At 70.9% G+C, this 21,197-nt stretch carries 22 protein-coding genes; 14 read left to right on the top strand and 8 right to left on the bottom strand.

Features of this window, described 5'->3' with window-relative positions:
* Nucleotides 1–75: 75 nt before the first annotated feature.
* A complete protein-coding gene (locus NCG93_RS15370) occupies nucleotides 76–1,770 on the bottom strand; it encodes a choice-of-anchor I family protein (RefSeq protein ID WP_194412639.1) in 1,695 nt (564 codons plus the stop codon).
* Between the two features lie 228 nt (nucleotides 1,771–1,998).
* Between NCG93_RS15370 and NCG93_RS15375 the strand changes: the two genes are divergently transcribed.
* From NCG93_RS15375 to NCG93_RS15385, 3 genes are all read left to right on the top strand, one after another.
* On the top strand, nucleotides 1,999–3,177 hold the full coding sequence (locus NCG93_RS15375; protein WP_194412640.1) for an acyl-CoA dehydrogenase family protein: 1,179 nt from the start codon (nucleotides 1,999–2,001) through the stop codon (nucleotides 3,175–3,177).
* A gap of 41 nt (nucleotides 3,178–3,218) precedes the next feature.
* On the top strand, nucleotides 3,219–4,118 hold the full coding sequence (mmsB, locus tag NCG93_RS15380; RefSeq protein ID WP_194412641.1) for a 3-hydroxyisobutyrate dehydrogenase: 900 nt from the start codon (nucleotides 3,219–3,221) through the stop codon (nucleotides 4,116–4,118).
* 103 nt (nucleotides 4,119–4,221) lie between these two features.
* Nucleotides 4,222–4,998: an enoyl-CoA hydratase gene (locus NCG93_RS15385; RefSeq protein ID WP_194412642.1), complete on the top strand. Its 777-nt coding sequence runs from the start codon at nucleotides 4,222–4,224 to the stop codon at nucleotides 4,996–4,998.
* 132 nt (nucleotides 4,999–5,130) lie between these two features.
* On the opposite strand, the gene NCG93_RS15390 is transcribed toward NCG93_RS15385, so the two are convergent.
* Nucleotides 5,131–5,667, bottom strand: coding sequence for a MarR family winged helix-turn-helix transcriptional regulator (locus NCG93_RS15390; protein WP_194412643.1), 537 nt, complete (start codon nucleotides 5,665–5,667; stop codon nucleotides 5,131–5,133).
* Between the two features lie 179 nt (nucleotides 5,668–5,846).
* Between NCG93_RS15390 and NCG93_RS15395 the strand changes: the two genes are divergently transcribed.
* The 3 genes from NCG93_RS15395 (at nucleotide 5,847) to NCG93_RS15405 (ending at nucleotide 9,480) form a co-directional block, all read left to right on the top strand.
* Nucleotides 5,847–6,623: an electron transfer flavoprotein subunit beta/FixA family protein gene (locus tag NCG93_RS15395; RefSeq protein WP_194412644.1), complete on the top strand. Its 777-nt coding sequence runs from the start codon at nucleotides 5,847–5,849 to the stop codon at nucleotides 6,621–6,623.
* Nucleotides 6,624–6,636: 13 nt separating this feature from the next.
* Nucleotides 6,637–7,602 carry an electron transfer flavoprotein subunit alpha/FixB family protein gene (locus NCG93_RS15400; RefSeq protein WP_194412645.1) on the top strand — a complete coding sequence of 322 codons (966 nt, stop codon included), beginning with the start codon at nucleotides 6,637–6,639 and terminating at the stop codon, nucleotides 7,600–7,602.
* Between the two features lie 483 nt (nucleotides 7,603–8,085).
* Nucleotides 8,086–9,480, top strand: coding sequence for a cytochrome b/b6 domain-containing protein (locus NCG93_RS15405; RefSeq protein ID WP_252787574.1), 1,395 nt, complete (start codon nucleotides 8,086–8,088; stop codon nucleotides 9,478–9,480).
* Nucleotides 9,481–9,566: 86 nt separating this feature from the next.
* Here the strand turns inward: NCG93_RS15405 and NCG93_RS15410 are convergent, their stop codons facing one another.
* Nucleotides 9,567–10,256: a pentapeptide repeat-containing protein gene (locus NCG93_RS15410; protein ID WP_194412647.1), complete on the bottom strand. Its 690-nt coding sequence runs from the start codon at nucleotides 10,254–10,256 to the stop codon at nucleotides 9,567–9,569.
* 59 nt (nucleotides 10,257–10,315) lie between these two features.
* On the opposite strand from NCG93_RS15410, the gene NCG93_RS15415 reads away from it, so the two are divergent.
* The 4 genes from NCG93_RS15415 to NCG93_RS15430 all read left to right on the top strand — a co-directional run bounded on the left by NCG93_RS15415 (nucleotide 10,316) and on the right by NCG93_RS15430 (nucleotide 14,174).
* Entirely contained in the window at nucleotides 10,316–11,191 is an 876-nt protein-coding gene (locus tag NCG93_RS15415; protein ID WP_194412648.1) for an LLM class flavin-dependent oxidoreductase, read from the top strand.
* A 126-nt stretch (nucleotides 11,192–11,317) separates the two neighbouring features.
* Nucleotides 11,318–12,583 carry a sensor histidine kinase gene (locus NCG93_RS15420; RefSeq protein WP_194412649.1) on the top strand — a complete coding sequence of 422 codons (1,266 nt, stop codon included), beginning with the start codon at nucleotides 11,318–11,320 and terminating at the stop codon, nucleotides 12,581–12,583.
* Nucleotides 12,571–13,320 (top strand): response regulator, encoded by a 750-nt coding sequence (locus tag NCG93_RS15425; protein ID WP_194412650.1) that lies wholly within the window; start codon nucleotides 12,571–12,573, stop codon nucleotides 13,318–13,320. Before NCG93_RS15420 ends, NCG93_RS15425 begins: the two co-directional genes overlap by 13 nt.
* Nucleotides 13,317–14,174, top strand: coding sequence for a hypothetical protein (locus tag NCG93_RS15430; RefSeq protein ID WP_194412651.1), 858 nt, complete (start codon nucleotides 13,317–13,319; stop codon nucleotides 14,172–14,174). Before NCG93_RS15425 ends, NCG93_RS15430 begins: the two co-directional genes overlap by 4 nt.
* 106 nt (nucleotides 14,175–14,280) lie before the next feature.
* Here the strand turns inward: NCG93_RS15430 and cofE are convergent, their stop codons facing one another.
* Both cofE and NCG93_RS15440 read right to left on the bottom strand, forming a co-directional pair.
* Nucleotides 14,281–15,057, bottom strand: a complete 777-nt coding sequence (cofE, locus tag NCG93_RS15435) for a coenzyme F420-0:L-glutamate ligase (protein WP_194412652.1) — start codon at nucleotides 15,055–15,057, stop codon at nucleotides 14,281–14,283.
* A gap of 81 nt (nucleotides 15,058–15,138) precedes the next feature.
* Complete coding sequence (locus NCG93_RS15440; protein ID WP_194412653.1) at nucleotides 15,139–15,645, bottom strand: GNAT family N-acetyltransferase; 507 nt, start codon at nucleotides 15,643–15,645, stop codon at nucleotides 15,139–15,141.
* Between the two features lie 203 nt (nucleotides 15,646–15,848).
* Between NCG93_RS15440 and NCG93_RS15445 the strand changes: the two genes are divergently transcribed.
* On the top strand, nucleotides 15,849–16,409 hold the full coding sequence (locus NCG93_RS15445) for an acyl-CoA thioesterase (RefSeq protein ID WP_194412654.1): 561 nt from the start codon (nucleotides 15,849–15,851) through the stop codon (nucleotides 16,407–16,409).
* A gap of 26 nt (nucleotides 16,410–16,435) precedes the next feature.
* Here NCG93_RS15445 and NCG93_RS15450 read toward each other — a convergent pair whose 3' ends face one another.
* Nucleotides 16,436–16,741 (bottom strand): DUF7882 family protein, encoded by a 306-nt coding sequence (locus NCG93_RS15450; RefSeq protein WP_194412655.1) that lies wholly within the window; start codon nucleotides 16,739–16,741, stop codon nucleotides 16,436–16,438.
* Between the two features lie 137 nt (nucleotides 16,742–16,878).
* Between NCG93_RS15450 and NCG93_RS15455 the strand changes: the two genes are divergently transcribed.
* Entirely contained in the window at nucleotides 16,879–17,667 is a 789-nt protein-coding gene (locus NCG93_RS15455; protein WP_194412656.1) for an EAL domain-containing protein, read from the top strand.
* An 88-nt stretch (nucleotides 17,668–17,755) separates the two neighbouring features.
* On the opposite strand, the gene NCG93_RS15460 is transcribed toward NCG93_RS15455, so the two are convergent.
* Nucleotides 17,756–18,013 (bottom strand): hypothetical protein, encoded by a 258-nt coding sequence (locus NCG93_RS15460; RefSeq protein ID WP_194412657.1) that lies wholly within the window; start codon nucleotides 18,011–18,013, stop codon nucleotides 17,756–17,758.
* A gap of 43 nt (nucleotides 18,014–18,056) precedes the next feature.
* Here NCG93_RS15460 and NCG93_RS15465 point away from each other — a divergent pair, with 43 nt between their 5' ends.
* Nucleotides 18,057–18,359 (top strand): DUF7882 family protein, encoded by a 303-nt coding sequence (locus tag NCG93_RS15465; protein WP_194412658.1) that lies wholly within the window; start codon nucleotides 18,057–18,059, stop codon nucleotides 18,357–18,359.
* Here the strand turns inward: NCG93_RS15465 and NCG93_RS15470 are convergent.
* Nucleotides 18,351–20,303 carry a bifunctional diguanylate cyclase/phosphodiesterase gene (locus NCG93_RS15470; protein WP_194412659.1) on the bottom strand — a complete coding sequence of 651 codons (1,953 nt, stop codon included), beginning with the start codon at nucleotides 20,301–20,303 and terminating at the stop codon, nucleotides 18,351–18,353. The two genes, NCG93_RS15465 and NCG93_RS15470, sit on opposite strands and share 9 nt — an antisense overlap.
* 223 nt (nucleotides 20,304–20,526) lie before the next feature.
* Here NCG93_RS15470 and NCG93_RS15475 point away from each other — a divergent pair, with 223 nt between their 5' ends.
* Complete coding sequence (locus tag NCG93_RS15475) at nucleotides 20,527–21,168, top strand: hypothetical protein (protein WP_194412660.1); 642 nt, start codon at nucleotides 20,527–20,529, stop codon at nucleotides 21,166–21,168.
* Nucleotides 21,169–21,197: the final 29 nt, after the last annotated feature.

Raw genomic sequence — 21,197 nt, forward strand, 5'->3', positions numbered from 1 at the left:
GCATCCGGAATCGCGAAAGGGCGGCTCCCATGCGGGAGCCGCCCTTTCGATCGGTGCAGCCGGATCCCTCCGGCCTCAGTCGACCAGCGCGGTGATCTCGAACAGCGTGGTCGTGCCCGAGACCTCATTGCCGACGGCGAGCAGCGGCGTGCCGGTCGCCGAAGCGGCGGCGGGGATGAAGGCGACGCCCTCGGGTCCGAGATCGCCGGCAGCCGCCAGGTCGCCGCCGTCCTCGACCGAGACAGAGAAGTCGCGGTTGTTGACGTAGGTGACGAAACGGGATGCCGCGGGGTCGGTGACATCGAACACGGCGACGCCGCCGACGCGCTCGAAGCCGATGAAGGCGTACGTGCGGCCCTGCACCTTCCCGATCGCGACGCCCTCGGGCTCCGGGCCCTTGTCGTCGCTGCGCCCCTCGAAGTTCGACGCCGTGTGGTTCGAGTTCACGAAGCTGGGGATCGCCGCCGCAGTGAGCTGCTCGAACTGCGAGCCGGAGTCGAAGACGAGCGTGCCGTCGGTGCTCCAGATCGAGAAGGACCGGCCGCCGAACGCATACAGCTCGCTGTAGCAGCCGGCAGCGGCATCGAAGCCGTCCTCGATCGTGACGTTCAGGCGGCCGAGTGCGGCGTCGCCGAGCGACGCGGCGAGCGGGCTCGTGGCGCACACCGCACCTCGGCCGTTCTTCGCCAGGTCCTTCACACGCGAGACCTCGCTGTACTCGCCCCACTCGCGGGCGTCGCCCTCGTTCGCGGTGACCAGGTAGGTCTTGCCGCCCGCGGTGTAGGACTGGATGCCGTCGGGCATGAACAGCCCCTTGAGTCCGGGGTAGCTGCGCAGCGCGAACGCCTTGTCCTTGTCGCTGGGGTCGAGCGCGTTCTCGGCGAGGCCGAGGTCCTTCGCGCCGAGCGGCAGGATGTCGGTGACCCGTGCGCTGGGGATCTGCACGACGGCGATCGCATTCGCCTCCTGCAGTGCCACATAGGCGTTGTTGCCGTCCACGGCGATGTACTCCGGCTCCAGGTTGCGGCTCACCGGGTGGTCGTCGCCGTGCGGCTGCGGGCCGAAGACGCGCACATCCTGCGGCAGCGTCTTGCCGCCGCCGACCTCGTACGCATGGAAGTCCGCCGTCTTGACGTCCTTCTGCGTGGGCGCGGCGATGCGCTTCGGCAGTTTGACCACGCTGACCGACCCCTCGGGGTCGACCGAGAAGTCGTCGGCCGGCTCGCCCTCGTTGGCGATCAGCGCATACTTGCCGTCCGGCACGATCGTGACCATGTCGGGGAGCGCGCCCACCTGCACCGTGCCGAGCACGGCGGATGCGGCATCCGTCGCGCGCGCGTCGAAGAACAGCAGGTGACCCGCGTCGGTCTTCGTGGTCGACTCCACTGCCACGACGCCGAGGCCGTCGGCGCGGACGGCGACCGAGTTCGCGACGCCGGGGGAGCTCAGCGCGAACTCCTCGGTGATCGCGGCCGGGTCGGAGTAGTCGAGGACGCTGACCGAACCGGCGAGCGCGTTCACCACGAACAGGCGGTCGCCGTACGCGGCGACGATCTCTGCCGCGGACTGGTCGAATGCCCCGGTCTCATAGGTGCCGATCGGGGCGAGCGAGAGGGCCGCGTCGTCGGCGGAGAACGTGATGGGGTCGGGGACGACCGCTGCGGAGGCGGCGGCGAGCGGCGTGAACGCGACGGCGCAGGCGGCGGCCACGGCGGCGAGAGCGGCCAGGCGCCTCGTCGATCGGTCAGGGCGAGGTGCAGGCGAAGGCATCGGATTCCTCGTTCGAAGGGGCGGGCGGTGCGCAGAACGCGCAGGTCGTGACTATCGCGCCGCGGTGTCCGGCCGGTGAACGACGGGCGAACGCCGTGGTCGCCGGTGCATTCGATGGTTCACCTAGCAGATAGTTGGATGTCCATGTAAAATCGCCGATGTGCCAACGTCGGCACGATCGCGTTGATCAGGATGCCCACAAGGGCGACCTGCATCTCTGAAGGAGCAATGGTGTCCACGATCACCCCCGTCACATCGAGCCTCACGACCGAGGAGCGCGCCGCGATCCTCGACGCCGTGCGCGACTTCGCGCAGAACGAGCTCGCACCGCACGCGCTGGAGTGGGACGCACAGTCCTTCTTCCCTCGCGACACCCTGCGCAGCGCCGGCGAACTCGGGCTCGGCGGCATCTATGCCCGCGACGACCTCGGCGGGTCCGGCCTGTCGCGCTCCGACGCGGCTGCCATCTTCGAGGAGCTGGCGCAGGGCGATCCGGCGATCGCCGCCTACATCTCGATCCACAACATGGTCGTGTGGATGATCGACACCTACGGCAGCGACGCGCAGCGCACCGAGTGGCTGCCGCTCCTGACCTCGATGGCGGGCTTCGGCAGCTACTGCCTCACCGAGCCGGGTGCCGGATCGGATGCCGCGGCCATCGCCACGAGCGCCATCCGCGTCGCGGGTGACGACGGTGGCGACGAGTACGTGCTCACCGGCGTCAAGCAGTTCATCTCCGGCGCGGGCGAGGCATCCGTCTACATCGTCATGGCCCGCACGGGCGAACCGGGGGCGCGCGGCATCACGGCGTTCCTCGTGCCCGCTGACACCGCCGGCCTCTCATTCGGCGCGATCGAGCACAAGATGGGCTGGAACGCGCAGCCGACGCGTCAGGTGATCCTCGACGAGGTGCGCGTGCCGGCGGCGAACATCCTCGGTGCCGAGGGGCAGGGCTTCAAGATCGCGATGTCGGCCCTCGACGGCGGCCGCATCAACATCGCCGCCTGCTCGCTGGGCGGCGCGCAGTGGGCGCTCGACCGCGCCGTGCGCTACGTGCACGAGCGCTTCACATTCGGCGAGCCGCTGGCCGAGAGGCAGGCCGTCGTCTTCGCACTCGCCGACATGGCCACGGAGCTGCACGCCGCGCGTGCCCTCGTGCGCGGCGCCGCCGCCGCGCTCGACGAGAAGGCACCGGACGCCTCGATGCAGTGCGCGATGGCCAAGCGGTTCGCGACCGACGCGGGGTTCACCGTCGCCAACCAGGCACTGCAGCTCCACGGCGGCTACGGCTATCTTCACGACTACGGGATCGAGAAGGTGGTGCGCGACCTGCGCGTGCATCAGATCCTGGAGGGGACGAACGAGATCATGCGCGTCATCATCGGACGACAGCTGCTCGCCGGCTGACGTTCGTCGACCGTTCCCGAACACCGACGAGGAGATCCGAGATGAAGATCGCATTCCTGGGCCTCGGCCACATGGGTCTGCCGATGGCGAAGAATCTGGCGGCCGCCGGCCACGAGGTGACGGGCTTCGACGTCATGCCGGCCGCCGTCGACACCGCCCGTGGCGCGGGGCTGACCACCGCGGAGTCGGGAACGGATGCCGCCACCGGTGCCGACGTCGTCATCACGATGTTCCAGACCGGCGCGCAGGTGCTCGACGCCTATCGCGGCACCGACGGCGCTGCCGGGCTGCTCGAGGTCGCGGCATCCGGAGCACTGTTCATCGACTGCTCGACGATCGCGGTCGATGAGGCGCGCGCCGCGCACGCGCTCGCCGAAGCCGCGGGCCACCGCTCGCTCGATGCGCCGGTGTCGGGCGGCGTGGTCGGCGCCGAGAACGCGACGCTCGCCTTCATGGTCGGCGGGACCGATGAGGACTTCGAGGCCGCGCGTCCCCTGCTCGAGGCGATGGGCCGCCGCGTCGTGCACTGCGGCGGTGCGGGGCTGGGGCAGGCGGCCAAGGTCTGCAACAACATGATCCTGGCCGTGTCGCAGATCGCGGTCGCCGAGGCGTTCGTGCTGGGCGAGCGGCTCGGACTCTCGCACCAGGCGCTGTTCGACGTGGCGTCGAACGCATCCGGCCAGTGCTGGGCGCTCACGACGAACTGCCCGGTGCCGGGGCCCGTGCCCACCAGCCCCGCGAACCGCGACTACCAGCCGGGCTTCGCGGGCGCGCTCATGAACAAGGACCTCGGCCTCGCCGAGCACGCCATCTCGGCAACCGGCGTCGAGGCGAGGATGGGCATGCTCGCCCGCGAGATGTATGCGCAGTACGCGGCCGGTGAGGGTGCCTCGCAGGACTTCTCGGGCATCATCAACACGATCCGCGCCGACAGCGCCTGACGCGAATCGGCACCCCGTCACAAGGCGGGCTGTCACGAGGTGTCGTCGGAACGGACACAATGTGACAGCGGAGCAGCACACACGCACGCGGGACGGAGCAGAGATGACCGAATACGAGACGATCCTCACGGAGACGCGCGGCCGGGTCGGGTGGATCACGCTCAATCGCCCGGACGCGCTCAATGCGCTGAACACGCAGGTGTGCCGGGATGTCGTGGCCGCGGCATCCGCCTTCGATGCCGACGAGGCGATCGGCGCGATCGTCGTGACCGGCTCGGAGCGCGCGTTCGCGGCGGGCGCCGACATCAAGGAGATGGAGTCGAAGTCGGGACTCGACATGGTGATGAGCGACCATTTCGGCGGCTGGGCGCACTTCGCCGCCGTGCGCACGCCGGTGATCGCGGCCGTCTCCGGGTACGCCCTCGGCGGAGGATGCGAGCTGGCGATGATGTGTGACATCATCCTGGCCGCCGACACCGCGAAGTTCGGGCAGCCCGAGATCAACCTCGGCGTGATCCCCGGCATGGGCGGATCGCAGCGACTCGTGCGTGCGGTCGGGTACTACAAGGCCGCCGACCTGATCCTCACCGGACGGATGATGGATGCCGCCGAGGCCGAGCGCTCCGGACTCGTCTCGCGCGTCGTGCCCGCTGCCGACCTGCTCGCCGAGGCGCAGAAGACCGCTGAGACCATCGCTTCCAAGAGCCTGCCGTCGCTGTACGCCGCGAAGGCCGTGCTCGACGCCGGACTGGAGACGTCGCTCGCCGAGGGACTGCGCCTCGAGCGCCAAGTGTTCGCCGGCCTCTTCGACACCGAGGACCAGAAGGAGGGCATGGCCGCCTTCCGCGAGAAGCGCGCTCCGGAGTTCGAGGGCCGCTGACGCGCCGCGCCCGCCCGGTCGAGAGCCCCGTGTTTCGCCGAGACAGGGGGGTTGCGCCGAGACCGGGGGCGTTGCCCTGGGTTTCGCGGGGAACCCCCGGTTTCGCGAGGCGGCGGCGGTCGAGCCCGCAGGTCAGAGCGGCTCGGGCTGCGGACGCGGCTCGGTGAAGTCGCCCGCGTCCTTGCGGAACCGCGCGATGATCCGCACCAGCTCCGTCGTGTCGGCATCGCTCAGCCCGGGGTCCTCGAACACCTCGCCGTTGAGGGCGGCGGTCGCCCGCTCCACCAGGTCACGGCCGGCGTCGGTCAGCACGAGCATCGCGGCCCGCCCGTCGCCGGGATGCGGCTCGCGCGACACGAGCCCGTCGCGGGCCAGCCGGTCGACGGTGTTGGTGACGCTGGTCGGGTGCACCTGCAGGCGGGCGATGGCGCTGGCCATCGGCATCCGTCCCTCGCGTGTGAAGCCGAGCAGTCGCAGCATCTCGTACCGGGCGAACGAGAGTCCGAACGGCCTGAGCGTCGTGTCGATGCGTGCGAACAGCAGCTGCTGCGCGCGGATGATCGACGTCACGGCGGTCATGCCCGCGGCGGCGGGTTCCCAGCCGTGGGCGATCCACTGGCGCTTGGCTTCGGCGATCGGATCGACCGGAAGACGCTTGGGTGCTGCCATGACGACCTCCTCCTTTCACCGTACCGGTCCAGGGTGCAGACCACGGATCTCGGATGCCGCGCACCCGCGTTTATGTATACACACGGTGCGCCAGGCCGGGGTCTTCTCGGTGCATTTCCGGGGATTGGGTACATTGCGCGGGCGCGCCATAGACTCGTCCGCAGCGTGAGGAGATCGTGATGAAGATCGTCGTCCTGGTCAAGGAAGTCCCGGATACCTACGGGGATCGCAAGCTGTCGCTGGAGACCGGCCTGGCCGATCGCGCAGCGAGTGAGACCGTCCTCGACGAGATCGGCGAGCGGGCGCTCGAGGTCGCGCTGTCGTACGCCGACAAGACGCCGGGCACCGAGGTCGTCGTGCTCTCGATGACGCCCGAGTCCGCGTCGGCGACGGTGCGCAAGGGGCTCGCGATGGGCGCCGCGTCGGCGGTGCAGGTGGTCGACGACGCGCTCCTGGGCGCCGACCTGGGGCTGACGGCCGAGGTGCTCGCCGCGGCACTGCAGCGGACGGGTTTCGACCTGGTGATCGCCGGCAACCAGTCCACCGACGGCACGGGCGGGGTCATCCCGGCGATGGTCGCGGAGATCCTGGACGTGCCGAGCGCCACCTACCTCAGCTCTGTCGAGATCGGCGACGATGCCGTCTCGGGCACGCGCGCGTCGGACGGTGCGACGCTGCAGGTGAGCGCACCGCTTCCCGCCGTGATCTCGATCACCGAGGCGCTCCCCGACGCGCGGTTCCCCAACTTCAAGGGCATCATGGCGGCGAAGAAGAAGCCGTTCGAGACGCTGTCGCTCGCCGAGCTCGAGATCGAGCCGCACGACCCGACCGCGTCGCGGTCCATCGTCATCGCGCTGAGCGAGAAGCCGCCGCGCGAGGCCGGCGTGAAGATCGTCGACGAGGGCGACGCGGGCCAGAAGCTCGCGGAGTACCTGATCCAGAACCGGCTTGCGTGAGGGTGCGTGCGTGATGACGTTTGCAGATGACTCCATCCTGGTCTTCCTCGACACGACCCCCTCGGGCGGGCTCGCCAAGTCGGCGGCCGAGCTGCTGGGCGCGGCTGCGTCGGTGGGCACGCCGGTCGCGGTGGTGGTCGGCGACGCGGCGCTGGCAGCGGATGCCGCGGCCCTCGGCGCTGCGGCAGTGCTGGTCGCCGCTCCCGGCGACGGGCTCGGCGCCGCGGCGGTCGACGCGCTCACCTCGGCCGCCGACCAGGTGCGACCGGACGCCATCCTGGTCTCGCACTCGGTGGAGGGCCGCGAGGTCGCCGGCCGGTACGCCGCGCGCACCCGGTCGGGCCTCGCCGTCGATGCCGTCGGCGTCTCGCGCGACCCGGAGGGCGTGATCGCGCACCACTCCGTCTACGGCGGCGCCTACAACGTCGACGCCGCCGTCACGTGGGGCGCCCCGGTCATCACGATCCGTCAGGGATCGGTGGATGCCCGCGCCGATGCCGTCGCGGGTGTCGAGGCCGAACCGCTCGAGGTGCGCGCCTCGGGGCGCCGCGCGGCGACGGTGACCTCGGTCGATGAGACCGTGGTGTCGTCCACGCGTCCGGAGCTGCGCGGTGCCGCGAAGGTCGTCTCGGGTGGCCGCGGGCTCGGATCGGGCGAGAAGTTCGCGCTCGTCGAGCAGCTCGCCGATGCGCTCGGCGCGGCTGTCGGAGCGTCGCGTGCCGCGGTCGACGCCGGCTACGTGCCCTACTCGTACCAGGTCGGCCAGACCGGTGTCTCGGTGGCGCCGCAGCTGTACGTGGCGCTCGGCATCTCGGGCGCGATCCAGCACAAGGCCGGCATGCAGACTGCGAAGACCATCGTCGCGATCAACAAGGACGCGGACGCCCCGATCTTCGAGATCGCCGACTTCGGCATCGTCGGCGACCTCTTCACCGTCGTGCCGCAGCTGATCGCCGCGCTCGAGGCGAAGAAGGCGTAACCGGGTATGGCGACGTTCGGTTCTGCGGTGCGGCGAGGACTGCCCCGTGTGCCCGGCGGCGAGCCCTGGCCGCCCGCCGGCGCCGCGCCGGTGCCGAACGGTGCGGCCGCAGCGGCGACGACCGCGATCCTTCCCCCGGCAGAGCCTGGGACCTCAGCGACGGCGTCGGCTCAGAACGTGACGGCGGAGGCATCTGCTGCCGGTGTCGCTCCTGCTCCGGTCGCTGAGCTTGTCGAAGCGTCCGACGCGCGCGTCCCTTCGACAAGCTCAGGGACCGGGAGCGCCGATTCAGGGACCGGGAGCGCCGATTCAGGGACCGGGAGCGCCGATTCAGGGACCGGGAGCGCCGATTCAGGGACCGGGGGTGCCACTTCGGGTACCGGAGGTGTCACCGGCGGAGCCCGGCCCATCCGTCGTGGCCTGCCGCGTGTGCCCGGAGGCGAGCCGTGGCCCCCGGCGGGAACCGTGGTTCCGGATGCGGTCGTGGCCACCGTTGCGGCCACTCCCCAGACCCCGGCCCCGCAGCGATCGTCGCCCGCCCCCGCGGGGGCGGAGACCGCCGCGCCCACCGAGACCGCCGAGTCCAGCCCGGCCGCGTCCGGCCCCGTCGCTCCCGCCGCTGCGGCTGCAGCGGGCGCCGCCGGTGCCCAGGCGCTGCGCCGAGGCCTGCCGCGCGTGCCGGGCGGCGAGCCTTGGCCGCCCGCCGGCCTCGCTCCCGCAGCCACGCCGGCGCCGAATACGGCCGGAACGGCGACCGACACGTCCGTGACGGATGCCGCAGCTGCTCCGGCTGCGCCGGTCGCCGCCGAGGTCGTCCCCACGGAGCACGCGCCGGCGGCTCCCCGCACGCCGACCGGGCGGCCGCTGTCGGAGCCGCTGCCGTTCCCGCGCACCGTGTGGCCGGGTGCGGCGGCACGTGCTTCGGCCTCCTCGGCAGCCGCAGCCGAGCCGCAGCGGATCGGACCCTTCACCCGCGGGCAGTGGGCGGGCATCGTGATCGTCGGCGGAGCGGGCCTCCTGTACGCCGCGGCGATGGCCGTGCTCGCCGTGCGCTGGCTGCTGTCGACGTCGTGGGGCATCGACTTCCTCGAGACGTATCCGGGCGAGTACCACCTGCCCGCAGGCACACCGGTCGGATTCCCGGCGTGGCTCGGCTGGCAGCACTTCTTCAACGTGTTCCTGATGGTGCTCATCATCCGATCGGGTTTGCGCGTGCGCACCGAGAAGCGGCCGACCGCCTTCTGGTCGCCGCGGAACAACAACCGGCGCAAGATCAGCCTGAACCTGTGGTTCCACCAGTCGCTGGACATCCTGTGGCTGGTCAACGGCGTGGCGTTCGTCGTGCTGCTGTTCGTGACGGGCCAGTGGATGCGCATCGTGCCCACCTCGTGGGAGGTGTTCCCCAACGCCGTGTCGGCCGCGCTGCAGTACGTGTCGCTGGACTGGCCGACCGAGAACGGGTGGGTGAACTACAACGCGCTGCAGCAGCTGGCGTACTTCGCGACGGTGTTCATCGCCGCGCCGCTGGCCGCGATCACCGGCGTCCGCATGTCGGGGGTGTGGCCCAAGAACGCGGCGGGGCTCAACAAGGCGTACCCGGTGGAGTGGGCGCGTGCCGTGCACTTCCCGGTGATGCTGTACTTCGTGGCGTTCATCGCGGTGCACGTGTTCCTCGTGTTCGCGACCGGGGCGCTGCGCAACCTCAACCACATGTACGCGGCACAGGGCTCGGTCGATCCGAATGCCTATGCCGACAACTGGACGGGCTTCTGGTTCTTCGTCGCGTCGCTCGTGGTGATCGCGGCCGCCTGGATCGCCGCGCGGCCGCTCGTGCTGGCCCCGATCGCCCGTCTCTTCGGCAAGGTCTCCGGGCGCTGAGGCTTCACGGCGCGGAGGGTGGCGTTTCGTCTCGCTCGTTCCTCGCTCGCTCAACGACCGGGGGACCCGCCGCGGCGCGGCGGTCGTCAGTCGTCGACGCGGATGCCCGCGAGGGCGGCGAGCGCAGGTGCCATGAGCTGGAGCTGCTCGGACGAGATCGTCGCTCCCCGCAGCCCTTCGAGGCCCACCACCTGAGCGATGTCGGCGCCCCGCAGATCGACGTCGGTGAGCCGCGCCCCGCTCGCGTTCACCGTGCCGATGCGCGTGGACTCGAACGTGACGCGCCGGGCCGCAGCATCCAGCAGATCGATCTCGTCGATGGTGCAGTCGATGAAGGCGACGTCGAGCAGCTGCGCCGCGCGCACGTTGACGTAGCCGAGTTTGCAGCGGGTGAAGCGGATGCCGCGCCACGACGCGTCATACGCCTCGAAGGATCCGAACCGGCTGTCGCGCAGCTCGACGTCGCGCCAGCCGCTGCGTGCGCCGGAGACCGCGGGGATGTCGGCGCCGGCGATCACCGATTCGGCGAGGTGTGCGCCACGCAGCGTCCAGGTGCCGATTCCGAGGCCCTGGAAGCGGCAGGCCTCGACGGTGTCGCCGACCTTGAGCTCCCACGTGTCGCGGATCACGTCGCTGTACGCGACACCTTCGAACAGGGCGGAGTCGAACGACTCGGAGTCACCCGCGGCGAGGTCGGTAAGTGCCGTCTCGTCGAAGTCGAACTGGGGTGCCTGCGTGCCGCTGCCTCTGCGCGCCGCCTTCGTCCGTATCGCCACCACTGCACCCTAGCCCGTCGTCACGACACCGGCTGCCGCCGCGTGCCATCCTGAAACGCATGACCCTGCGCCGCATCAGTCTGGTGATCCCTCCCGTCGGCCCGTGGCGCGCGCAGGCGCGCTGGTATCGCTGGGCGGAGGAGGTCGGCTACGACGTCGCCTACACGTACGACCACCTCACCCATGCGACCGCCAAGGGCGAATGGCTCGGCGAGGCATTCACCACCCTGACCGCGGCCGCGGCCGTCACTGAGCGGATCCGGCTCGGGACCCTCGTCGCGTCCGCCGTCTTCCGACGGCCGGTCGCGCTCGCGCGGGCCGCGATGACCGTGCAGGACATCTCCGCGGGGCGCCTTGTGCTGGGGCTCGGTCTGGGAGCACCCCCGTGCGAGCTCGCCGATCGCGGAGAGAACTCGACAATGGGGGAGATGTCCGCCCGTTTCGCCGATGTCGTCGAGGGCTACCGGGCGGTGCTCGACGGCGCCACGCAGTGGCAGGGCAAGACGATGTCGTTCACCGGCATCGAGACGACCGGTCGCCCGGAGGGCGTCGACGCCCCCGAGCTGCTGCTCGCCGCGCACGGTCCGCGCGCGCTGAGGCTGGCCGCGCGCTACGCGGACACCTGGAACACCTACGGCGGACCGGGGTCGACGCAGCTCGACGCGGAGGACTACTGGCGGCTGATCGCGCAGCAGGCCGCCGGCTTCGCGACCGAGTGCGACCGGGTCGGACGAGACCCGTCGACGGTGCGGCGCTCGCTGCTGCTGGGCTTCGGCCGGGTGCGCCCGACCACCGATGTCGACGCCTTCCTCCAGGCAGCCGAGCAGGCGGAGAGCCTCGGCGTCGACGAGCTGGTGGTCTACAGCCCCGACTCGCCCGCCGGTATGGGCTCCGACCCGCGGGTGCACGAGCGGGCGCTCGCGCAGCTGCGCTGACCTCGCACGTGCCCCGCACCGCGGGCACGCTCGAGCTCAGTGCCCGGCCGCGTGGGGGATAACCCGAAGACAAGACTCCGGCTGCCTCGGGCGCGCCCGGCGGCCCGCACGCCTACCGTAAGGGGCATGACCTCCTCGGACTCTCCCGCCGTCCACCCGGTGACGCGGCCTGCCCAGGTGGCGGGCGCCATCGCACAGCTCGCCGCGCTCGGCGTGATCGGCGTCGCCGCGTTCACGCTCGTCCTCTCGCTGCTGAGCGTCGGCATCGCCCTCGTGTTCGTCGTCGGCATCGGCCTGCTGGTGCTCGCGGGGCTCGTCTACGTGCTCTTCGCGCTCGGATGGCTCGAGACGCAGCGGGTCGATGGTCTCTACGGTTTCGGCCTTCCCCTGCTCCGACTCCGCCGGAGCGGACGGCCCGGATTCGGCGGCGCCATGCGGACGCTCTGGCTGCAGGCGATCGACCCTCTCACCTGGCGGGCGATCGCGAACCTCGCGATCGCGACGATCCTCGGATGGGTGGTGGTGGCCCTCGCGGGACTCCTGGTCTCGGGCGCCGTCCTGGCCTTCACGCCGCTGTTCGCGGAAGCGAGCTCCGTGCGACTGGCCCGCACCGGCATCGAGGTTCCGCTCTCGTGGGCGGTGCCGGTCGGCATCCTCGCCGTGCTCGTCGGCGCCGCCGGCCTGGTCGGGCTCGGCGTGCTCCACGGCATCATGGCGCGGGCGATCATGGTGCCCTCGCGCGAGGCCCAGCTGGCGGCCGAGGCGCGCGTCTCGAGCCAGCAGCACGCCGGCGCAGTCCGCGCCGCAGACGTCGAGCGCACGCGCATCGAGCGCGACCTTCACGACGGGGTGCAGCCGCGGCTGGTGTCGGTCGGCATGACGCTGGGCCTGGCGCAGCAGAAGATCGAGACCGACCCCGAGGCGGCACGCGCACTCATCGCCGAGGCTCACACCTCGACCAAGGCGGCCATCACCGAGCTGCGACAGCTGGCCCGCGGCATCCACACGTCCGTCCTCGACGATCGGGGTCTCGACGCCGCCCTGTCGGCCCTCGTGGCCCGCTCGGTCGTGCCGGTGCACACCGACGTGCGGCTCGACGGTCGCTGCAGCCGCGAGACCGAGGCGGCGGCGTACTTCGTGATCGCCGAAGCACTCACCAACGCGGCGAAGCACTCCCGGGCCACCGAGGTGCGCGTCGTCGCGCGGCTGCGCGAACCGGGCACGCTGTGGGCGCGGGTGGAGGACAACGGCGTGGGCGGTGCGCGGGTGATCGCCGGCGGCGGGCTCGATGGCATCGTCAACCGCGTCCTCGCGGCCGGCGGCGAGGCCCGCATCGACAGTCCCGTCGGCGGACCGACGAGCGTGGAGGTGAGCATCCCATGCGCATCCTGATCTGCGAGGACTCGGCCCTGCTGCGGGCAGGCCTGGTGCGGGTGCTCGAGGATGCCGGCCACCAGGTGGTCGCCGCTCTGCCAGACGCGTCGCAGCTCGACGAGACCGTCGACCGGACCGCCCCCGAGCTGTGCATCCTCGACGTGCGCCTGCCGCCGAGATGGACGGACGAGGGCATCCGTGCGGCGCTGTCGCTGCGCGCGCGGCTGCCCGAGCTCGCCGTCCTCGTGCTGTCCCAGTACGTCGAGGAGCGGTACGCCGCCGACCTCATCTCGTCCAGCGGCGGCGCGCTCGGCTACCTCCTCAAGGACCGCGTCGCCGACGTCACTGACTTCCTCGAGGCGATCGAACGCATCGCTTCGGGCGCCACCGTGCTCGACCCGGAGGTCGTCGCGCAGCTGCTCAGCCGTCGCACCCGGGACGAGCGGATGCTGCGCCTCACGGATCGCGAGGCCACGGTGCTCGCCCTCATCGCGGAGGGCCGGTCCAACCAGGCCATCGCGAAGACGCTGCACGTCACCGAGGGCAGCGTCGAGAAGCACATCACGGCCGTGTTCCAGAAGCTCGACCTCGAACCCGATGAGTCCGGCAATCGCCGCGTGCTGGCGGCGATCGCCCACCTCGAGCACGGCGGGACGACGCCGCCGGCGCCGCCCGCTCCACCGACACCTCCTTCGCACACACGTCCTTCGCAGACACCGGGCGGCCGCGGGCCGCAGACAGGAACGAACCGATGAGCACGACCATGACGCCTCCTCCTGCCGCTCCCGAACGACTCCCCGACGCGCCGAAGCCGCCCGCGGGCGGATCACGCGTCGTCGCGATCGTCATCATCGTGCTGGGCGCGGTCGTGCTGCTGGGCGCGATGACATCGGCGGTGGTCGGGACCATCGCATCGGCATCGGTCCACACGTCGTCGCGTTCCCTCGACGTCGCCGGAGTCGGCGAGCTGGACATCGACGCGGCGGCAGGAACGCTGCGCGTCGAGTTCACCGAGGTGCAGGAGGCCCAGCTCGAGGTCACCAGCTCGTGGGGCGCCGAGAACTGGCGGTTCGAGCGCGACGGCGACACGCTCGAGGTGGCATCACCCGATCGGTTCGGATGGTTCGGGTGGCGCGGGTGGTTCGGCGACGGGGGAGCGGATGCCGTGCTGCTGCTGCCCGCCGCGCTCGAGGGCCTCGACGCGGACGTCTCGCTCGCGGCCGGCGACTTCGTGACCGACGGGGACTTCGGCGAGCTCGACCTGTCGCTCGCAGCCGGGTCGTTCGACGTGTCGGGCTCGGCGGAGTCGCTGAGCGCCGACGTCAGCGCCGGACGCGGCACGCTCGAGCTCGACGGTGTGGGCGAGGCCGAGCTGACGGTCAGTGCCGGCTCGCTGGACGCAGTGCTCACCGGCAGCAGGCCGGACGTGATCGAGGCCGACGTGAGCGCCGGCACACTGCGGATGACGGTGCCGGAGGGCGACTACGACGTCACATCCGACGTGTCGGCCGGAGAGTTCGAGAACGAGATCGGTTCGACGCCGGGGGCCTCGAGCGTGGTCCGGGTGCAGGTGTCGGCGGGTCAGGCCGTGCTCAAGGCAGGGCGCTGACGCGCCGGCAGTGCCGGCTCGGGCCGGGCTCGGCCTCGGAAGGGCTCGGGCTCTGCTTGGCTCTGCGGCGCCGTTCCGGGTCCGGTGATGAGCCCGGTCGAGGCGTTCAGGCCGAGGCAGCGGCCTTGCCGGCGGCGAACCCCTCGGCGTAGGCCTCGTCAGCACCCAGGCGGAACATGTCGCGCTCGAGCGGACGCACGATCGACCGGGCACCGGGGAGGTCCAGACCCCCGACGAGGTCGGCGCGTCCGCGCACCACGGCGACCGGGCGGCGCGCTGCCTTGCCCTTGACGAGATCGGCGGCTGCCGCCAGCTCGTCCGCGACGCACGGCATCGTGACGATGAGGGGACGGCCCTCGGCATCCGTCCCCCCGCGGAGGTCCTCGAAGACCTGCACGCCGCCCGCACCGATCGCGTGGTCGGTCTGGCCCTCGCGCCACGCCCTGCCCAGGGTGTCCGACACGATCACGCCGACCTGGACGCCCAGCCGCTCGCGCAGCCCGGCCGCGATCGCCCGGGCCGATGCGTCGGGGTCGACCGGAAGCAGCAGCACGGTTCCTGCGGGGGTGTTCGAGGCATCGACGCCTGCGGCCGCCGAGACCATGCCCAGGCGGTTCTCGACGATGCGGGTGGTGAATCCGGTGGGTGTCGTGCGGGATGCCACGACCCGCACCGACTCGGAGGTGATCGCGTCCTCGCGATCATCGGCCTCGACGAATCGGTCCTCCGCCTTCGACACGATCTTGGAGGTCACGACGAGGATGTCGCCGTCCGCGAGCTCCTGCCCCCCGGCGTGCACGATGATGTCGACGAGGTCGGCACCGGCCTCGATCTCGGGGATGCCTTCGAGAGGCCAGACGGTGAGCGCGGTGCGAGACGGCATGGGTCCAGTCTTCCGGAAACGACGAAGGGGCGCGTCCGGCGGAACCGGACACGCCCCTCGTGAAAAGCGGACAGCGGGCGATCAGCGCACGAAGCGGACTTCGGTGAGCGTCTCACCGAGGAACGGCTCGGTGTGCGTCGCGCCGTCGAGCGTGAAGCCGTTGCGCGCGTAGAAGCGGTGCGCGCGGGGGTTGTCTTCGGCGACCCAGAGGTACAGGCCCTCGGCGGGCTCGACGACCGCGTCGAAGAGGCGCTGTCCGATGCCGGTGCCGTGGAACGCGTCCAGCAGGTAGATGAAGTACAGCTCGCGGAACCGCGGCGCATCCTTGTCGCGGGCGGGGCCGGAGCCCGCGAACCCGACGATCTCGCCGTCCACGAGGGCGGCGAACATCTTGAACTCCGGGCCCTGGACGGCCCAGTGGGTCCAGAGCTCGGCGAGGCGCTTGGGTGAGACCGCCTCGAGCGCGGCCTTGCTGATCAGGTGGTCGTATGTCTCGTGCCAGGCGGTCGCGTGAACGCGGCCGAGGGCCTCCGCGTCGACGTCACGCACCGGACGGACGACGATGTCGGTCTGGGTTTCGGCTTCCATGGCCAGACTCTACGCGGCTCGGCGCGAGACCAGAAATCCGGAGAACACCCGGTGAACACCGTATGGCGAACGGATGCCGCGGCCCTGGCGTGACGCACTTCACGGCGCAGGCGGTGCGAGCGCCAGGTGTCCAGGAGCGCCCACATGTCAGGATTCGACAATCGAATGGGCGGATCCGTCGAGGATCGCTACCATCACACCTCGTGAACGTGATGTGGCGGACCCTGATCGTGATGCTCACCGCGCGCCGGCGCCTGCGCCGCGGAGGGCGACTCGAGCCCACCGGGATCAGCCGCATTCGGCTGACCACGCTGCTCACCGACATCGACCTGCTGCGCCATATGAACAACGGCCGCTACCTGTCCCTGTTCGATCTCGGCCGCTGGGACCTCCTCATCCGCACGGGTCTCTGGGATGTCATGAAGACCCACGGCTGGTACGCCGTCGTGTCGAGCGAGACCGTCACCTTCCGCAAGTCCCTCAACCTCTGGCAGCGCTTCGACGTCGAGTCGCGCATGATCGGCCACGACAACAAGGCCGTGTACCTCGAGCACCGCGCCGTGGTCGATGGCGAGGTCTACGCCCGCGCCATCATCCGGGCGCGGATGATGAAGCGAGCGGGCGGAACACTGCCGCACGAGGAGCTGTTCGCCGCCATCGGGCGCCCTGAGGGCGTGCCGGAGGTGGACGAGTGGGTGCACGAGTGGGCTGCGGCATCCGCTCTTCCACCGACGCGTGCGCAGGCGCCGAGCGTCTGGAGCTGACTTCCGGCCGGGCTACGTGGGATCGGCTAGGCGGGTGGGTCGGGCTCGGGCACCATCGTCAGACCGGCGGGGGAGTTGGCGGCCTTCGTGAGGGCCTCGATCCAGGCCGGGTTGAGGCGCGGCTGGCGTCCGCCGAAGTACTCGAACGTCAGCGTGACGTTCGGGCTCAGCCAGATCGACGTGCGGCCGAGGCCGCTGCGCATCGGGTCGGTCCAGGTGAAGGGGAATGCCTCGCCGCGCCGTAGCTTCGCCCAGATCACCTGCTGCAGGTGCGCGAGGATCCGGTCGTCGAACGAGACAGTGACCCGTGAATCGTAGGTGAGCGTTCCCATCGTCTCCACAGTAGTCGTCGGTCCGGCGGATTCACGCCTATCAGCGTGCGTCCGCAGACGGGGAATCGCATCATAGTCGTTTGGCGGCACTTTGTCTGGTGTTGCGCCGGAACACGAAGCTCGTTGACGCTGGGTGGATGGTCAGCTCGCCTCAACTCACTCGGGACCTGCGTTCGGCGCTCTCAGCCGGCGAGCTGTCCGTCGCATTCCAACCTCAGTTCGATCTCGTGGGACCGATCGCAACGACCGGTGCGGTGCTCCCCGAGCCGGTCGCCGTCGAAGCGCTCTGCCGCTGGAACCACGCCCTGCTGGGTGCGGTGTCGCCCGAGCTGTTCATCCCGCTCGCGGAAGCCGGCGAGTTCCTCGACGAGATGGACGCCCACGTGTTCGCCCGCGCCGCGGCGCAGCTCACGCAGTGGCGGGCCGAAGGTCACCTGCTCAGCCTCGCGGTGAACGCGTCTCCGGCGCACTTCTCGTCGAAGTACGCCCACGCGGTTCTCGCCGGGCTCGATGCGCTCGACCTCGATCCCGCCGCGGTGACGATCGAGATCACCGAGGCGCCCTCACCGCAGCTTCGACCGCCGATGCTGGCCGCGATCCAGTCGCTCCACGCCGTCGGCGTCGCGATCTCGGTCGATGACTACGCCGCCGGCGACACCACCGTCGCCATGCTCGAGGCGATCCCCATCGACGAGGTCAAGATCGACCGATCGCTCACCCAGCGCACGGACGCCGCCGCCGACGACGCGATCGCCGCGGTCGTGGAGAGCAGCGGCGCTCACGGCTGGCGCGTGGTCGCCGAAGGGATCGAGACCATCGCGGATCTGGAACGCTCGCGCGCGCGGGGGTGCCACCGCGGTCAGGGATACCTGTTGGGCATGCCCATGTCGGCTGACGACATGGATGTCCGACTCGCCAAGGTCTGACGACCCCGCGGCCTCCTTGGAGGTCGATCCGCCTCCGGGCCCGAGTGCTCAGGCCGTCAGTTCTGCGCGGATGCGCAGCGCCCGAGACTCAGAGCCCGTAGTCCGTCGCGTCGTCGGAGGACTCCTCGGCGGTGCCGGTCGCATCGCCCACCTCGAACTGGGACCACGTGACGGGCATCCCCGGTGAGAACAGGATGTCGACGCCCGGCCCACCCCGCAGCGGCGGGATGTTCACATAGCCGCCGCCGGCCTTGATCGCTTCGAGGATATTGCCCTTGAGCTCCGTCACCGGGTCGGGGAGGAAATAGTCGCGTCCGTCGACAGTCAGTCGGTTCACGATCGCCATGGCCCCACAGTACCCGCCCTTCGCCGCCGGTTAGGATCGAGCGGTGGGCACACTTCATTACGGCTCCCCGCCGGCCTCGTTCCAGATCGACGACCGCGCGCTCGCTCACATCGAACTCGTGGTGATGGCGAAGCTGCGCCGCCGCGAGAACCTGTCGTTCTCACTGGTCGACGAGCAGACCTCCGTGCGGCAGGCGATGTGGATCTCACCGGTCACCACGCTGCGCTTCTCCTACGACGGCCCGATGCCGGAGATCAACCGGCTGTGGCTCCAGGAGCTCGTCGACACCGCCAACTCCTCCAGCGGACTGCGGCTCGTGCCCGAGCCGGAGCTGCCCTCACGCTGAGACGCGTCCGCCGCCGTCACGCTTCGCCCGGTACATCGCCGCATCCGCGGCATCGATGAGCGCTCCGGGTGAACTGCCGCGCTCGGTGGCGACGACGCCGGCCGACGCGTTCACGGTGATCTGGGTTCCGCGAACGACGATCGGCTCCCTGATGGCGGCGACCGCGCGCCCGGCGATCGCGGCCGCCTCGGCCTGGCCTGCGCCGACGCATACCATCACGAACTCGTCGCCGCCCAGCCGCACGACGGCGTCCGAGCCGCGTGCCACGCCGCTCAGGCGCCGGCCGATCGCCGCGAGAACCGCATCCCCCATCTCGTGCCCGTGTGTGTCGTTGACCGCCTTGAAGTCGTCGAGATCGAGGAACACGACGGCGAGCGCCTTCTCGGAGCCCTCCAGGAGCTCCTCCAGGCGGTCGTCGAGGAAGCGGCGGTTGTGCAGGCCCGTGAGCGGGTCCCGCAGTGCCAGCTCGGCGAGTTCGGCTTGCGTGCGGGCCACCATGGCCGAACGGATCTCCTCACCGAGCTCGAACGCGTCCTGCGCGTGCTCGCCCCACGGCAGGCTCCGGCCGGTGACGCTCTCGCGCCAGGCCGAGAACGACCGCCGCGGCGAGAGGGTGTGGTCGCGGTTCGCGGCGCTCTGATCTCCGAGCCAATCGACGGATCGCGCCACCTCGCTGCGGACGAACACGAGCATGTCGCCTTCGCCGCCGAGCGGGACGATGAGCAGCCCCGTGACGTCCGGGATCTCGACGGCGAGCTCCGGCCGTTCGAGGGGAAGGGACTCCCACACGAACCGGCCCACCTCGAGTTCCTCGACCAGGGCGAACAGTCGGTCGGCCGGGGGGACGACGCCGACGGTGTGCACCAGATCGCCGATGCGCAGCAGGGCTCCGTCGGCAGGCACGACGTCGAGCACGGTGCGGGAACCCGTCATCAGCACCGTCCCCACGTCGGCGCGACTGTACAGCGGGGCGATGATCGACATCCGCCGCTCGCGGGATTCGAGCTGCCGACGCAGGCGATGGATCTGCTGGGCGGCGGTCAGCTGCGTGCCCACCTGCGTCGCCAGGACTTCGAGCGCACGCCGCAGGAGCACGGGCATCCGGCGGGGTGAACGGTGCGCGCAGGTGAACATGCCCACGAGGTGGTCGTCGATGACGATGCCGAACGACACCGTCGACGCCTGACCCATGTTCCGCATGAACTGCAGGTGATGCGGCGAGACGGCCCGAAGCTCTGCGGCGCCGAGATCCACGGGAGCCGCCTCGGGCAGCAGGGTGTGAAGAGCCAGGCCCCGGTCCTCCGTGTCGGCAATCACGCGCGAGCGCTTGTCGATGTAGAGGGCGCGCGCCTGCGAGGGGATGTCGGATGCCGGAAAGTGGAGTCCGAAGTACGGCTCCATGTCGGACTCGCGCTCGTCGGCGACGATCTGCCCGTGCCCGTCCTCGTGGAACTGGTAGCACATGACCCGGTCGAAGCCCGTGATGTCCTTGATCTCGCGGGCCGCGCGACGACGCAGCTCGTCGGGATCGGAGATCCCGGCCAGACGTTGGATCGCGCTGACCACACCGGTGCGCACGTAATCCAGGTCGGGCACGATGGGCTCGAGCTCGAGGAGCAGGGGACTCGTGCCGCGGTGTGCGATGACGTCGTACGCCCGGCCCTCGAACTCCGCGCGCACGGGGTCGACAGCGACCCCCTCGCTGATCGCCCGGATGAGCATCTCGCTGCCGGACTCGCGCAGGTCACGGCCGAGCCAGTGCTCGACGTTCTCGCTGGCCACGACGACGACACCCGTCGGCTCGTCGAGGCCGAAGAGGATCCCGTGGGACTGGATCCGGCCGATGGTGCGGATCGGCTCGGTCGCGCATTCCTGCAGGCGCAGATTCTCTGCGGCATCGCGTGCGCGGTCGCCGTCGAAGATCCGTGAAGAAAGGTCGGTCAACGCATGCCCTTCGGTACATGTGGGGGGACGGGGGGAACTGCGTTGGCGAGAGTCCCATCATAGGCGCGAGCCGAGTCGGCGTCGAAGAGCCCTCCCCGGCGGGTGGCCCGCTAGCGCACGGCGATGTGCGGCGCAAGCGGTTTGCCCGGGTGGTCTGCGTGCTGTTGCCTGGACGATCGGAGGCGCCGGCGATCCCGCCGGTGCGGGAGGGAAGGAGTGCGCCGTGGATACGAGCACCCTCATCTGGATCATCGTCGGCATCGCCATCGTCCTGGTCATCGTCGTCGTCGCCCTGCTGGTGACGGCGAAGGGGCGCCGCGCGCGCCGGATGGAGCAGCAGCACGGGCGCGCCGAGAAGCTTCGCGCCGACGCGCGGGAGACCGAGCTGCAGGCCCGTGAGCACGAGGCGGAAGCAGCCCGCGCCCGTGCCGACGCTGCGGCGGCCTCCGCGGCCGCCGAGGCCGCGAAGGCGCGCGCCGCCGAGGCGTCGATCGATGCCGAGCGCCGCGCCGGAACGATCGACGACCACAGCACGGAGGCCGAGAAGCTGCGCCAGCAGCAGGCGGAGACGTTGCGCAAGGCGGACGATGTCGACCCGTACGTCGGCGATGACGGGCGAGCGGCGGCGAGCACCGGCGCTGCGGTCACCGACGACCGCGCGGCGGTCCGTGACGGTGACACTGCCGGCGACCGCGCGGTCGTCCGCGACGCCGACACGGTCGACGACCGTACGCCGGCCGGCGAGACGAGCGGGGGCGACCGCGCCGCGGTGCGCGACGCCGACACGGTCGACGATCGCACCACGGTCGCCGACGAGCAGATCACCCGGCCGCCGGCCCCGCCGACGCGCAACGACCGCGCCTGACGCCCACGTCGAGCACGACGGCACGCGGC

It is taken from the genome of Microbacterium yannicii (genome assembly GCF_024055635.1).
Taxonomy (GTDB): domain Bacteria; phylum Actinomycetota; class Actinomycetes; order Actinomycetales; family Microbacteriaceae; genus Microbacterium; species Microbacterium yannicii.

What these genes read in the sequence shown, in the direction of transcription:
- NCG93_RS15370 (WP_194412639.1), bottom strand. Translation starts at nt 1,770, where the DNA reads ATGCCTTCGCCTGCACCTCGCCCTGACCGATCGACGAGGCGCCTGGCC.
- NCG93_RS15375 (WP_194412640.1), top strand. Translation starts at nt 1,999, where the DNA reads ATGGTGTCCACGATCACCCCCGTCACATCGAGCCTCACGACCGAGGAG.
- mmsB (WP_194412641.1), top strand. Translation starts at nt 3,219, where the DNA reads ATGAAGATCGCATTCCTGGGCCTCGGCCACATGGGTCTGCCGATGGCG.
- NCG93_RS15385 (WP_194412642.1), top strand. Translation starts at nt 4,222, where the DNA reads ATGACCGAATACGAGACGATCCTCACGGAGACGCGCGGCCGGGTCGGG.
- NCG93_RS15390 (WP_194412643.1), bottom strand. Translation starts at nt 5,667, where the DNA reads ATGGCAGCACCCAAGCGTCTTCCGGTCGATCCGATCGCCGAAGCCAAG.
- NCG93_RS15395 (WP_194412644.1), top strand. Translation starts at nt 5,847, where the DNA reads ATGAAGATCGTCGTCCTGGTCAAGGAAGTCCCGGATACCTACGGGGAT.
- NCG93_RS15400 (WP_194412645.1), top strand. Translation starts at nt 6,637, where the DNA reads ATGACGTTTGCAGATGACTCCATCCTGGTCTTCCTCGACACGACCCCC.
- NCG93_RS15415 (WP_194412648.1), top strand. Translation starts at nt 10,316, where the DNA reads ATGACCCTGCGCCGCATCAGTCTGGTGATCCCTCCCGTCGGCCCGTGG.
- NCG93_RS15420 (WP_194412649.1), top strand. Translation starts at nt 11,318, where the DNA reads ATGACCTCCTCGGACTCTCCCGCCGTCCACCCGGTGACGCGGCCTGCC.
- NCG93_RS15425 (WP_194412650.1), top strand. Translation starts at nt 12,571, where the DNA reads ATGCGCATCCTGATCTGCGAGGACTCGGCCCTGCTGCGGGCAGGCCTG.
- NCG93_RS15430 (WP_194412651.1), top strand. Translation starts at nt 13,317, where the DNA reads ATGAGCACGACCATGACGCCTCCTCCTGCCGCTCCCGAACGACTCCCC.
- cofE (WP_194412652.1), bottom strand. Translation starts at nt 15,057, where the DNA reads ATGCCGTCTCGCACCGCGCTCACCGTCTGGCCTCTCGAAGGCATCCCC.
- NCG93_RS15440 (WP_194412653.1), bottom strand. Translation starts at nt 15,645, where the DNA reads ATGGAAGCCGAAACCCAGACCGACATCGTCGTCCGTCCGGTGCGTGAC.
- NCG93_RS15450 (WP_194412655.1), bottom strand. Translation starts at nt 16,741, where the DNA reads ATGGGAACGCTCACCTACGATTCACGGGTCACTGTCTCGTTCGACGAC.
- NCG93_RS15455 (WP_194412656.1), top strand. Translation starts at nt 16,879, where the DNA reads ATGGTCAGCTCGCCTCAACTCACTCGGGACCTGCGTTCGGCGCTCTCA.
- NCG93_RS15460 (WP_194412657.1), bottom strand. Translation starts at nt 18,013, where the DNA reads ATGGCGATCGTGAACCGACTGACTGTCGACGGACGCGACTATTTCCTC.